The sequence below is a fragment of the Salinivibrio sp. IB872 genome (assembly GCF_001995345.1).
GTDB lineage: Bacteria > Pseudomonadota > Gammaproteobacteria > Enterobacterales > Vibrionaceae > Salinivibrio > Salinivibrio proteolyticus.
In genome coordinates this window covers 24,978-37,637 of record NZ_MUFO01000002.1, presented here as the reverse complement: position 1 = coordinate 37,637, position 12,660 = coordinate 24,978, and the positions used below count along the sequence as shown (strand labels likewise).

11 protein-coding genes are annotated in these 12,660 nt (G+C 51.8%); 1 reads left to right on the top strand and 10 read right to left on the bottom strand.

Annotated features, from left to right (window positions below; all coding sequences use genetic code 11):
- Window positions 1-5 precede the first annotated feature (5 nt).
- The 3 genes from coxB to lexA form a co-directional block, all read right to left on the bottom strand.
- The gene (gene coxB / locus BZJ18_RS01140) at window positions 6-1,121 is read right to left on the bottom strand and encodes a cytochrome c oxidase subunit II (RefSeq protein ID WP_077455015.1); all 1,116 of its coding nucleotides are present in this window, start codon (window positions 1,119-1,121) and stop codon (window positions 6-8) included.
- A 237-nt stretch (window positions 1,122-1,358) separates the two neighbouring features.
- Entirely contained in the window at window positions 1,359-2,153 is a 795-nt protein-coding gene (locus BZJ18_RS01135) for a class I SAM-dependent methyltransferase (RefSeq protein WP_338013054.1), read from the bottom strand.
- A 122-nt stretch (window positions 2,154-2,275) separates the two neighbouring features.
- Window positions 2,276-2,902, bottom strand: coding sequence for a transcriptional repressor LexA (gene lexA / locus BZJ18_RS01130; RefSeq protein ID WP_069589035.1), 627 nt, complete (start codon window positions 2,900-2,902; stop codon window positions 2,276-2,278).
- A gap of 203 nt (window positions 2,903-3,105) precedes the next feature.
- On the opposite strand from lexA, the gene plsB reads away from it, so the two are divergent.
- Window positions 3,106-5,541: a glycerol-3-phosphate 1-O-acyltransferase PlsB gene (gene plsB / locus BZJ18_RS01125; RefSeq protein ID WP_077455014.1), complete on the top strand. Its 2,436-nt coding sequence runs from the start codon at window positions 3,106-3,108 to the stop codon at window positions 5,539-5,541.
- 51 nt (window positions 5,542-5,592) lie between these two features.
- Here plsB and BZJ18_RS01120 read toward each other — a convergent pair whose 3' ends face one another.
- The 7 genes from BZJ18_RS01120 to BZJ18_RS01090 all read right to left on the bottom strand — a co-directional run bounded on the left by BZJ18_RS01120 (window position 5,593) and on the right by BZJ18_RS01090 (window position 12,625).
- Window positions 5,593-5,892, bottom strand: a complete 300-nt coding sequence (locus BZJ18_RS01120; RefSeq protein WP_077455013.1) for a PAAR domain-containing protein — start codon at window positions 5,890-5,892, stop codon at window positions 5,593-5,595.
- A gap of 9 nt (window positions 5,893-5,901) precedes the next feature.
- On the bottom strand, window positions 5,902-6,690 hold the full coding sequence (locus tag BZJ18_RS01115) for a glycosyl hydrolase family 26 (protein ID WP_077455144.1): 789 nt from the start codon (window positions 6,688-6,690) through the stop codon (window positions 5,902-5,904).
- A 241-nt stretch (window positions 6,691-6,931) separates the two neighbouring features.
- The gene (locus tag BZJ18_RS01110; RefSeq protein ID WP_077455012.1) at window positions 6,932-7,231 is read right to left on the bottom strand and encodes a PAAR domain-containing protein; all 300 of its coding nucleotides are present in this window, start codon (window positions 7,229-7,231) and stop codon (window positions 6,932-6,934) included.
- 9 nt (window positions 7,232-7,240) lie between these two features.
- Window positions 7,241-8,029 (bottom strand): glycosyl hydrolase family 26, encoded by a 789-nt coding sequence (locus tag BZJ18_RS01105; protein WP_077455143.1) that lies wholly within the window; start codon window positions 8,027-8,029, stop codon window positions 7,241-7,243.
- 203 nt (window positions 8,030-8,232) lie between these two features.
- Window positions 8,233-9,855 (bottom strand): hypothetical protein, encoded by a 1,623-nt coding sequence (locus BZJ18_RS01100; RefSeq protein WP_077455011.1) that lies wholly within the window; start codon window positions 9,853-9,855, stop codon window positions 8,233-8,235.
- Window positions 9,845-10,642: a DUF4123 domain-containing protein gene (locus BZJ18_RS01095; RefSeq protein WP_077455010.1), complete on the bottom strand. Its 798-nt coding sequence runs from the start codon at window positions 10,640-10,642 to the stop codon at window positions 9,845-9,847. The genes BZJ18_RS01100 and BZJ18_RS01095 overlap by 11 nt, the downstream gene beginning before the upstream one ends.
- A 3-nt stretch (window positions 10,643-10,645) precedes the next feature.
- Window positions 10,646-12,625, bottom strand: a complete 1,980-nt coding sequence (locus tag BZJ18_RS01090; RefSeq protein ID WP_077455009.1) for a type VI secretion system Vgr family protein — start codon at window positions 12,623-12,625, stop codon at window positions 10,646-10,648.
- Between the last annotated feature and the right edge of the window lie 35 nt (window positions 12,626-12,660).

The following is a 12,660-nucleotide window of genomic DNA, read 5'->3' as shown; positions in this document are numbered from 1 at the left end:
CGCTCCTAAAGATCTTCACCTGACTTCACCGCGTTGATTTGCGCAGCTTGTACGGTATCACCGGTGTCATTGCCCCACGCATTGCGCTCATAAGTCACCACCGCCGCCAATTCTTTGAGCGACAATTGCGGACCAAACGCTTGCATGGCGGTACCTGCTTTGCCGTTGACGACAATATCAATATGATCGACCAACCTATCCGGCTGAATGGCAATCTCAGCGCCGGCCAACGCGGGGAACACGCCCGGCATCCCTTGTCCTTCGCTTTGGTGACACATGCCACAGCGGCTGTCATACACTTGCTTGCCAAGCGCCATCAGCTCATCCATCGGCATTTCCATGTCCAGCAAGCGTTGCTCCTCTTCGCGCGCTTTTTGCTGTGCTAGCGCCGTTTTTTGCACCCAAGCATCAAATTCCTCTTGCGGCTTGGCGATCACCACAATCGGCATAAAGCCGTGGTCTTTACCGCACAGCTCTGCACATTGGCCGCGATAAATGCCGGGCTTATCAATTTTGGTCCACGCCTCATTAATAAAACCGGGGTTAGCGTCTTTCTTCACCGCAAAGGCGGGCACCCACCACGAATGAATCACATCTTGTGAGGTGATTAAAAAGCGCACCTTGCGCCCGACTGGCAACACCAGAGGCTGATCGACCTCGAGTAAATAGGTGTCACGCTTTTGTCTTTCATTGCGGATTTGTTCGGGGCTGGAGGCAAGCAGAGAAAAAAAGGCAACGTCATGGTCAAAATAGCGGTAATGCCACTTCCATTGTGAGCCCGTGACCTGCACCGTGAGCTCCGGCTCGGTGGTGTCTTCCATATCGAGTAACACTTGGGTGGCCGGAATCGCCATACCCACCAAAATCAAAAACGGCACGAGCGTCCACGCAATTTCTACCTTGGTGCTTTCATGGAATGAGGCAGGTTTAGCGCCTTTGGATTTACGATGGCGGATAATGGCCCAAAACATCACCCCGAACACCAGCACACCAATCGCAACGCAGATATAAAAGATGGTCATGTGCAGGTCATACACCTGCTGACTGATGGCCGTGACCCCTTGGGTGAGGTTCCAACCTTCTCGTTCTGCAGCATGCACACCCACTGCAGGAAGGAGCATTGTCCCTATCAAAAGTAGTAATCGGCGCCTCAACACGGCTTCCTCCTGCCTCACTCATGACTGACGCTGGCGAGAATACGCACAGATACAATCACTAACGATAGTTAACGTTTTATTTACAATTAAGTTAGGCAAGGATGGCGAAAAGGACAAAAAATCGCGGCGAAAAAGATCATAAAGCCAGACACGTGCCCACCTTGTGTGAGCACGACGGCAGAAAAACGATAGTGCGAAAAGCTATAACTCGATATGAAGGACAACAGGTGTGAAACGGAGACGATAGCGTGGCATGGCCGCTAATGCACGTTGCCACAACCGCCAACGGGGACAGGGTTTATCGAGCGGTGATTTTTCTTCTACGCGGCACGCCCACGGCAACGCGTTCACGATCGCCATTCTCGGGTCGGCAAAACCATGTTGGTACTGTTCGCAGCCCAACTTTTGTCCCATGCGGGTATGACATTTGTCCCCCGCCAGCACTAAACATGCTTCCATTTGCGGAAAGTGGCGGCTGATATGATGGCAAAAGGCTGAAATTTCGCGGTTACTGCACTCTAGTAAGGCTTGGTCACAAATTAGCATGGTGGGGTGACCGGCAGGTACCGCTAACTGATCCAGCCAATCAAGCTGCCTGACCGAGCCCTGCACCATCCGAAACCGTTCACTGGTATGAAAGAGTCGCTCACGCCAGAGTAAGGTTTCGTCGACATCTACCTCTAGCCAACGGCAACGGCCATTGTCGAGACGGTAAAAACGGGTATCGAGTCCGCCTCCCACGTTGATAATCCACGCGGTGGGATGCTGGGCTAAGAATTGTTTTACAATCGCATCACATTGACTGGTAAGCGTGGCATAAAGCAACTGGGTTTGATCCAAGTTGTGCCAATCACATTCGGGCTGGAGAACACATCCCTGACAGGCTGCAGCCGCCWCCGGATCGTAAATCACCCCATCATCGGTAAGGCTCTCACGGCTGCGCAGCCACATCGGCTTAAATAGCTTGCTAGGAACAGAATGCTGTTGAGTACGCACGGACACCTCCACATACGATAATTACAGATGATAATAATTATCGTTTGCCTGAGCAATAATGCAAAGGTGTTTTTTTAACCGCGGTCAAATCACGGGCGAGCGGCGCCCGTGCCAGAAACCTATTACATCCAATCGGCGTTACGGATCACACCCACAGCCACGCCTTCAATGGTCAGTGATTGTGCGGTTAAATCCACCGAGATCGGCATAAATTCGTCATTTTCAGCGTGCAATACCACTTGCGCGCCTTTTTTCTCAAGACGCTTCACGGTCACATCGTCATCAACGCGAGCGACAACGACTTGGCCATTGTGCACATCTTGGGTCTTGTGCACCGCCAGTAGATCGCCATCTAGGATGCCAATGTCTTTCATGCTCATGCCGTTGACGCGTAATAAAAAGTCTGCGCGCGGTTTGAACAAGGCAGGGTCAACTTGGTAATGACTTTCGACATGCTCTTGCGCCAATATTGGCTCACCAGCCGCCACGCGACCAATCAGCGGCAAACCTTGATCTTCTGGAGCGACCACTTCTTCTTCGCAAATCAGACGAATACCTCGTGACGCGCCGGGAATAATTTCCAGCACCCCTTTACGGGCTAAGGCTTTTAGATGCTCTTCCGCCGCGTTCGCGGAACGAAAACCCAACTGACGAGCTATCTCGGCACGGGTCGGCGGCATCCCTGTCTCTTCGATATGGGCTTTGATTAAATCAAAAACCTGCTGTTGTCTCGCGGTTAACGGCTTCATGCTCTTACCTGTCTTTTTATACAGTKAACTGTGAGTATATCCAGTAATTAAATGCTTGAAAAGGCCTAATTCGCGCAGCGAGAAGCGGATCTCATTGTGGCTTGAAACGGTGGGTTAGCGTAATTTCCCGACCTTTCGTTGCGAGTTCGCTGTACTTTTCTGCTATCCTTGGCGCGCATTTTGATTTTGAGGCGCTAACCGTTATGGCTCTCTGGCAAAAACTCTATTATAAGCTATTGAATTTGCCGCTCTCTGCATGGGTAAAAACCCACTGTATTCCATCCGAACCTATTGAGCAGCTCAACCTATCGTTAACACGGCCCATCGTCTATGTGCTGCCGTTTCACTCCCACACGGATTTACTGACCCTTAGGCGAACCTGTTTGCGTCAAGGGCTGCCTGATCCGTTAAAACCCCTCACCATTGGGGATACTACCTTGCCGCGCTACGTGTTTATTAGCCACGGCCGCAAGGTATTTAGTGGTCAGCAAGATTTACCGGCCCGCTCGTTGGCGCATTTTAAAGATTTACTTAACCTTCATCGCCAAGACAGTGAGCTAGATATTCAGCTCGTCCCCGCCTCGGTGCTGTGGCAGCGGGACCCGGGCAACGAAACGCAGCGTGATCAAGCGATTTTGCGCGCCATGAATGGCCCTGAGAAACTGTGGACGATTCTGACCCGTGGCCGTGATGGCATGGTGCGTATCAGCCAAGCGGTATCGCTACGCTATATGGCCGACAAGCACGGCACCGACCAAGCGATCGCGCATAAGCTCGCGCGGGTGGCGATGATCCACTTCTCGCGTCAAAAACTCGCTGCCTCGGGACCTCGCCTCCCGAATCGCGCCTTACTCTTTAAGCGTCTGCTGGCCTCGAAAGCGATCGACAAAGTGGTTCACGATGAAGCGCAAAGCCGCAATGTTTCGGTTGAGAAAGTGCGCAAAGAAGCGGTCGATATGATGGAAGAGATCGCCGCCAACTTCTCCTATCGCTTGATTCGCTATAGTGATCGCCTGCTGACTTGGTTGTGGAACAAGCTGTATCAAGGCATCAACGTCAACAACGCCGAGCGCGTGCGTCAGTTGGCGCAAGACGGCCATGAAATAGTCTATGTGCCCTGCCACCGCTCACACATGGACTACTTGTTGCTGTCGTATGTGCTGTACAAAGAAGGACTGGTACCGCCGCATATTGCCGCCGGCGTAAACCTTAACTTCTTCCCGGCTGGGCCCTTATTCCGCCGTGGTGGCGCCTTCTTTATTCGTCGCAGCTTTAAAGGCAACCGCCTGTATTCCACCGTTTTCCGTGAATACCTGGCAGAGTTATTTGCCCGCGGCTATTCGGTCGAGTACTTCTCCGAGGGCGGCCGCTCACGCACAGGTCGCTTGCTACCGGCGAAAACGGGGATGCTTGCCATGACCTTGCAAGCCATGCTTCGCGGTCAACAACGCCCAATCACCTTGGTGCCCGTCTATATTGGCTACGAGCACGTGATGGAGGTCAGCACCTACGCCAAAGAGCTGCAAGGCCAACGCAAAGAGAAAGAGAGCTTTGGTCAAGTGGTAGGCATTGTGCGCAAGCTGCGTAACTACGGACTGGGTTACGTCAACTTTGGCGAGCCTATTCCACTGAACCAACACCTAAACGACAAAGTGCCGGACTGGCATGATTACATCAATCCGATCGAGCCGCAGAAACCCGCTTGGATGAACCCAGTGGTCAATGACTTGGCTGAAAAAGTGATGACTCGGATTAACGATGCGGCCGCCACTAATGCCCTGACTCTTTGTGCCACCGCGCTGCTGGCCTCCCGTCAACGCGCTTTAAGCCGCGAGGCTTTGGAGACCCAACTGGCGGTGTATCAACAGCTGCTTACACAAGCGCCGTATTCGGCCTGTTGCAGTGTGCCGCAAGACAGTCCCGCGGACTTAGTCGACCATGCGTTGTCACTGAATAAGTTTGTGGTCGAGAAAGACACCATGGGCGATGTGATCTCGCTGAACCGTCAGCAAGCGATTTTGATGACCTATTATCGCAACAACGTGATCCATTTGGTGGCGCTGCCTTCATTGATTGCGCAGATCCTGATCACCCACAAAACCATCAGCCAAAGTGGCTTACGCGCCTGCGTACAGCAGCTGTATCCGCTGCTCAAAGCCGAGCTGTTTATGAGTTTTGACCAAGCCAGCTTAGATAGCTACTTTGATGCGCTATTGCATGCCATGCAGGCACAGTCGCTGATTTGTTGTAACGACGATAAAGTGACCATGAACAATGCCAAGCTGGGTGAGTTGCAATTGCTGGGGCGTACCATCGTCGAAACCTTGCAGCGCTATGCAATTACGTTGACCTTGTACACCCACCAGCCGCATATTGAAAAGCGTGATCTGGAAAAACACAGCCAAATGTTGGCACAGCGTTTAAGCCGCCTACACGGGATCAACGCGCCGGAGTTTTTTGATAAAGGCGTGTTCAGTACCTTTGTGGATACGCTCCGTGAGCAAGGCTATCTCGATGATGATGCCAAAGCCAATGATGAGCGCATCCAAGCACTGAATGATTTGGTATGCGGGCTGATTTCACCGGAAGTGCAATTGACCATTCAAGCGGTGCTTAATCAGCCATTGAACAAGTCATAACTGAAGATAGTTTTCAATACTGTGTGAGATGACCTAGGGGCGTTGCCGCCCCTAGCCAATGATGACGTCCCCGGAGCCTGATATCAGTACGCCACCACAGTTAAGCGCATCGCCAATGCGGGCAGCGGGTTTACCGTCAATCACTACCCCAGCTGAGCCCGCGGCAATCTGGCGACCATGAGAGCCATGTGGGGTTTTCGGGCACGGGCAGCCGTGTGGCGCCGCTGCATCCCCCACTCTTGCCGCCGGCTTGCCATTAATCATCACCCCAGCGCTGGCGCTGGTCACTGCGGTGGGCGGAAAGCACCCATGTCCGCCGGCGGTATCGCCTAATCGTGCTGCCCCTGGCATAGCGCCTCCTTAGCGTGCAATGACCATACGACCATCAATGATGGCAAAGAACGGATCCAGACTCGTAATTAAATCTAATTCATCCGAGCCATATCTGATTGGAGACATACCACGTTGATCCTCTAATCTGACTAAACGTCCATCCATAAGGCTCTTTAATGAGTACTCATGCCATTCGCGCCTTGGTTCTGCTTGGACATCAGAAGCCCGTTCAAAATCTCCAGGCAAATCCATTACATCAAAAAATTCATCCGGCTTGGTCATATAGGCTTCGGCTTTCGCTTTCTCTCGGTTCGAGAGTGACCAGGCCATTTTTAACCCTTCAAAGTCACGCTTTTCGAGCAAGGTGGTAAGGTAGCTGTAAGCACGGCGCAGCATTTTCATGTGCTTGGGGTTGTTTTCATCGAACGGGGTGGCATCCACCCAGCGCCAACGCGGTAAGGTTTTGATATGAATAGGACGAGAAAACTTAGTCACAGGGCCACGAACTGAGCCATCGACATTCACCAGTGGTGATTGGTGGTTGGCCGGATAGGTAGTGGAGTCTTTAATTGTCGGTTTGCCGTCTTCTACGGTGGCCGTCAGGTTAGAAATCTCTTTTTTGGTGCCGTCTGGAAAGGCGCCATACAGGGTGACCTGGCAGGTATCATCCGCACGATAAGTAAAATCGTCCTCGTACGCCCCCGAAGGTAAAACTCGCATGTTTATTTGGTTTTCGCCCGGCTTTAAGTAGGCGGTAGCGTTAAACCCCGAAGAGAAGGTGGCAGCGGTCGAACTTAGGTTGTCTATAGCATCAATACCATTAACCAACCCATTGCAATACATGGTCTGTGAGCTGATATTGGCGGTGTACAACACAGGCGGATTCTCGCCTTCATTATCAATCTCGATATCAACGGTCGACACCTGCTCTCTCGCTTGCATCATTTCTGTATCACTCCAACAGCCGGTGAGTAAGAACAGGCAGAGTACAGTAGCAATCTTTTTCATCTCGGCTCGCTTATGTCTGATAATGAAGTAGCTAGAGGCGTTGCCGCCCCTAGCCAATGATGACATCCCCGGAGCCTGATATCAGTACGCCACCACAATTAAGCGCATCGCCAATACGGGCGGCGGGTTTACCATCAATCATTACCCCAGTTGAGCCCGCGGCAATCTGGCGGCCATGAGAGCCATGTGGGGTTTTCGGGCATGGGCAGCCGTGTGGCGCCGCTGTATCCCCCACTCTTGCCGCCGGCTTGCCATTAATCATCACCCCAGCGCTGGCGCTGGTCACTGCGGTGGGCGGAAAACACCCATGTCCGCCGGCGGTATCGCCTAATCGTGCTGCCCCTGGCATAGCGCCTCCTTAACGTGCAATCACCATACGGCCATCAATGATGGCGAAGAATGGTGTTGCCGTATAGCGAGAATCTTGCTCTAACGAAATAATGCGAAGAGGAGAGTCACCAATGTCATCCTCCAACCTGACTAGTCGTCCATCCATAAAACTTTTGACTGTATATTTATGCCAATCAAATCTTGGCTCAACTCGCGCATCATCAGCTCGCTCAAATTTACCCGGTAAATCCATTACATCAAAAAATTCATCCGGCTCGGTCATATAGGCTTCGGCTTTCGCTTTCTCTCGATTCGAGAGTGACCACGCCATTTTTAACCCTTCAAAGTCACGCTTTTCGAGTAAGGTGATAAGGTGACTGTAAGCACGGCGCAGCATTTTCATGTGCTTGGGGTTATCTTCATCGAACGGGGTCGCATCTACCCAGCGCCAACGCGGTAAGGTTTTGATATGAATAGGACGAGAAAACTTAGTCACAGGGCCACGAACTGAGCCATCGACATTAACCAATGGTGATTGGTGGTTGGCTGGATAGGTGGTGGAGTCTTTAATCGTCGGTTTGCCGTCTTCTACCGTGGCCGTCAGGTTAGAAATCTCTTTTTTAGTACCATCCGGAAACGCGCCATATAGGGTAACTTGGCAGGTATCGTCCGCGCGATAAGTAAAATCGTCTTCGTACGCCCCCGAAGGTAAAACTCGCATGTTTATTTGATTTTCACCCGGCTGTAAGTAAGCGGTAGCGTTAAACCCCGAAGAGAAAGTGGCAGCGGTCGAACTCAGGTTGTCTATGGCATCAATACCATTAACCAACCCATTGCAGTACATGGTCTGTGAGCTGATATTGGCGGTGTACAACACAGGCGGGTTCTCGCCTTCTTTATCAATCTCGATATCAACGGTTGAAACCTGCTCTCTCGCTTGCCTCATTTCTTGATCTCCAAAACATCCGGCTAATAAAATGACAGTTAAAATTAACGTTATGGCTCTCATGGTATCCTCTATTACTCGCTGCCAAATAATGTGGTGCGGTACGGGGAGTCATTGGGGCTTAATGGCTCAACCCACACCCACTCTTGTGTTTCTTCTTCGCTTGTGGTCGCGGAGTTCTCACTCTCCCAGCCATCAAAGCCGCCTTGGTTGCGCTGAGTAGTTTTATCTTTACCACTACTAAACGTGACCTTCATTTTGACATAAGCCTTAATGCCTTCATGGCAGAAGATAAGCTCGGTTTTATCCTCTCCGCCTTTAAGTACACACTTGGCATTGGCGACAATACCGCCTGTCAATTCAAACAGCCCCTCTAACACCCAGACGTTAACGCCGCTTCGTATCCCTATCTCGGTGGTCATTGTGACGGCCTGCTCGGCATCAAAGGCATACGTCGGCGACTTATTAGGCACACATTCAATGCTGCCCTCGGTTTTGAGACTGGTGGCGGCCATGACAAAAAACTCAGCGCCAAAATAGGCGCCTTGCTGACCGGCTTTCACCTTGTCTTCCAGCTTTTTCGCCTCTTCGCGAAGCTTTTGCACCAGGTTTTTGATTTTAAAATACGCGGCTGCCGCGAGTATCACATCCAAGGTGATTGAAAAGTCAAATAAGGGGTCGAGGCCCAATGTGGTTTTACCCATGGTAATGAGCTGGCCTTTATCACTGAGTGTGGTGGTTTGACTGCCCCCCAATTTGAGCACCGGTGGTTTAAACTCCCAAGTCACCAGCTTGATGTCTTCTTCGCCCGTGTCTCGATACATGCCTGACTTGATCATACCGACGGTGTCGATAATGCTGGAGATGAGTTTTAATTGGTCACGTATATTTTCAAATTCATCTTGCAGTTTACGCGTGTGTAAGTAGTTGCTACTTTCGTACGTTAACCCCGTGCCAAACTTCGTTTCCGTGCTGCCTTCTTTGATCGAGAGACTTCCCTCCAGCGAAAATTTCTTTTTGATTTCATGCTTGGGGATCTCGGTGCGATGATGCGTTTCCGCGCCGCCGTTTCTGAGATATTCCTCGTACCGCGCGGTGCGCTCGTCATAACGCTCTTCATCCGATTTTTCTTCTGTCTCTTTTTTGTAGGACAGCGTTAGTTCACTTTTTAGTACAACTTTGGGATAAACCTTAAAAGACAGACTGTCATTCGATAGTACACCGACGATGGCTTTGGCTATGCTACCAATCAAGGGGATGTCATAGATAAGATGGGTTTCTTCTTGTGGCTGGCCATCACATTGCGTCACGCATACCTGATAGGTTTTATAAGGCAACGCATCTTGGGTGTCTTCCGCCAACATCAGCATTAAGGCATCCCACAGTCCAAAGGCGCCCGTCTGTGGGGAGCGCACAGTAATGCCACTGTTCTGTCCAACCGATAAATCTTTCGCAAAGGCGTCATTATCGGTCACATAGCCGTTCGGGCAGGTCGGTTTTGCGTCTTGGCAACTCCCTTCAAGGGTAATGTCAACCTCTGCGCCCTCGCCTTCATCAATCACAACAACCGGCTCGCCTATCACTTCGCCACCACGATATTTTTGTGTGCTATCGCCTGCGGTCACCGCATAACTAATCAGGCAAGGCTCGGTGCGATTGCAATGACACGCCTCGCCGGGGGGATGATTACAGCTCATGTTGGCCTCCTAATTTGGCTACCAATGTTTTCACACGGTAGCTGCCAGGTAGTTGGGAATGAGAAAGCTCGGCATGCCATGCGGCGGGCAAGGCCTCCCAATCGGAAACATTGTGCGAGACACACAAGGACGCGATGGTTTTGATATCGGTCACGACGGTGACGCCCCATTGGGTTAATTGCGTCACTAGGGTATCGGCGAATACGCCTCTGTCTGGGTCACCGTCTGAAGCAGGTGTGGGTAGCGCCTGTAATATCTCTTGCACATCTTGCTTGAGGTTAACCATGCACTGGTCGAGCACTGCTTGATATTGCTTGTCAGATAAGACCAACTCGGTCAGCGGGCGATGTACTTTAATGGGCGTGAGCGCCATCTCACGCGCCTGTGGGTACACGGTTTGTATCGCTGTCATGGGACCAAACACATAGTACTGTTGCGCCACCTTGCATGCATCTAACAGCGCCCAGATGATACGCGGATCGTAGTAGCGACAGAAAATGGGGGCCGGATTGCCTTCTTTGTACACCGAGAGCAAGGCTCTTAGGTGGTTGAGCACAACCTTCGCTGGTTGCTCGGTGGTAAAGATAAATCCCCACGGCTCACGGCGCGTTTGCAGGTAATCCTCAAGCGCAGGAGGAAGTTCGACCAAATAAGGGGCAACCTGGGCAAAGGCGTCATCCACCGGAGGCTGAAAAACACACCACGACGCGGCCTCATGGTCGTCGGCTAAGGAGAGGATGTGGGGCACCACCGCACGGTCTACCACTGCATACCGGTATTCGCTCATGGCTTAGCCCTCACTTGGCGGACAATTAGCAACAAACGCACTGCCTTCTGCGGCCGCGGCGCTGAGGGTAGCCGGACTGGAAGGCAGAGGGATCCCGCCTGGTGAGCCGCCTGACTTGATCAGGATTTTAGCCCCATCAATGGCCACGCCACTGCTATCAATCACCACAAAACTGCCGCCCACTTGCAGGGTGATTTTGGCGCCGCTTTTAATGGTGATGTCGCCGTCGGCATTAAAGCCAATCGCACTCGCGACTTTGGCCGCCCAGTCGCCATCGACTTTTTGGTGCTTATCGCCGTTGACCTCGCTCACATGACTCCCTTTCGTGGCATGCGATTGTGACCCTTCTACGGTTAACGTGCGATCGTTGGCGACCACGTGGTTTTCATCATGACCAATGTCGAGCTTATGGTCATAATTAACACGGATCTGCTGTGAGTTGCCGACATCGACTTGATTGTCTTTTTGTGCTTTTAGGTACACACGCTCACTGTCGGCTTGGTCTTCAAAACTGAGCTCGTTGTAGCCTTCGCCTTGATGGCTGTCACTGCGCCATACCGTTTTGGTTTTAAACTCAGGGAGTGGATACGGCGGGGTGTTGGTGGCGTGATAAGTCCGCCCGGTAATAATGGGCTGGTCAGGATCGCCATTTAAGAACGATACAATCACTTCATGGCCAATACGCGGGATGGCCATAAAGCCGTACTGCGCCCCGGCCCAGCCTTGCGACACGCGCACCCAGCACGAGCTATGTTCGTCTCTTTCTGACTCTCTGTCCCAGGGGAAATGTACCTTCACTCGACCATGTTCATCACAGAAGATTTCTTCACCTTCAGGGCCTACGACCGTGGCCATCATTGGTCCATCTACCTGGGGTTTAGGCTGTGGCGTCGCCCGCCAAGGCGTGGCGGCAGGCACGACTTTAAATTGGTTAGAGTAGGTGGTTTGCCCTGTGCTGCCGGCCTCTTCTAGAGACTGGGATTGCTCCCCCTTACGCGTGATAGAGACCACCAACCAATCGGCGTTCATCTCATCGGCGAGGTGCTCACTGAGTGTGAACTTAGTACCTGCACGCAGCAACGGTTGATTGCTTTGCCCGGTAGCCAGGCGCGCATCGCGGCGTAAATAATCGAGCCTTGCTTGGCTAAAGGCGCGACCATTGGCATCATCTTTATAACGGCCTGGCGCATCAAAGTGTTGATAAGTCTGCCGCTGGTAAGCCATATCATCACCGACCTGTTGTTGCATAAAGCTATAGGCAGGCTTTTTGAAGCTATAGTCGTTGAGGTACACATCAGAGACCGCGGTTTGAGTTTGCTTGGCGAAAGACCAAACATAAGGCGTATCGGCTTCGCCTCCCGCGGTGCTGTTATAAATGATCGGGGCTTCGAGGGCGGTTAGTTTGCTGTTGTCATCACAAAAGATGAGCATGTGCTTGTCTTGGCTATGCGCAAAGTAGTAAACCAAGCCCTCTTCGGCGGCAAGACGCTCAATAAAGGCTAAATCCGTCTCACGATACTGGACACAGAACTCACGCTCTTCAAGCTTGCGAGACAGGGAGAATTGGTGGTCTTCCACCCCCATTTCCAGCAGCAGCTCAGCAATAATGTCTTGTACCGTCTTATGCTGAAAAATACGGCTGTTATGACGAAGCGCGAGTCGCTCGAGGGCTGGGACCAAGGTGAGCGAGTAAAAGGTATGGTGATGACCAATGTCGCCTTGGGTGAAGCGCTTGACAACACCATGAAAGCGCTGCGCTACCTCACCATTGCGGTACATGGTGAGTACAGCCGTTGTATCAATGACTTGCTCCGGTTTTAGGTCGGTATGTCGGCTTGCCAGCTCAATATCGTAGCGAAAGCCGTGGCATCCTCCATCAACGCGGCTATCATCAGAGAGGACTTCTTGGCCCTCAAACCCTCTCACGACAAAGCATTCATCCGCTAGGCCTTTAATACTAAATGTATAATGAAGTGTTGCCATCACTTACCTTCCTTTCTGTCGAAACACGTCGATAC

Coding starts and splice junctions, on each gene's coding strand:
- BZJ18_RS01110 (WP_077455012.1), bottom strand. CDS start 7,231: ATGCCAGGGGCAGCACGATTAGGCGATACCGCCGGCGGACATGGGTGT.
- BZJ18_RS01120 (WP_077455013.1), bottom strand. CDS start 5,892: ATGCCAGGGGCAGCACGATTAGGCGATACCGCCGGCGGACATGGGTGC.
- BZJ18_RS01090 (WP_077455009.1), bottom strand. CDS start 12,625: ATGGCAACACTTCATTATACATTTAGTATTAAAGGCCTAGCGGATGAA.
- lexA (WP_069589035.1), bottom strand. CDS start 2,902: ATGAAGCCGTTAACCGCGAGACAACAGCAGGTTTTTGATTTAATCAAA.
- BZJ18_RS01100 (WP_077455011.1), bottom strand. CDS start 9,855: ATGAGCTGTAATCATCCCCCCGGCGAGGCGTGTCATTGCAATCGCACC.
- plsB (WP_077455014.1), top strand. CDS start 3,106: ATGGCTCTCTGGCAAAAACTCTATTATAAGCTATTGAATTTGCCGCTC.
- coxB (WP_077455015.1), bottom strand. CDS start 1,121: ATGCTCCTTCCTGCAGTGGGTGTGCATGCTGCAGAACGAGAAGGTTGG.
- BZJ18_RS01095 (WP_077455010.1), bottom strand. CDS start 10,642: ATGAGCGAATACCGGTATGCAGTGGTAGACCGTGCGGTGGTGCCCCAC.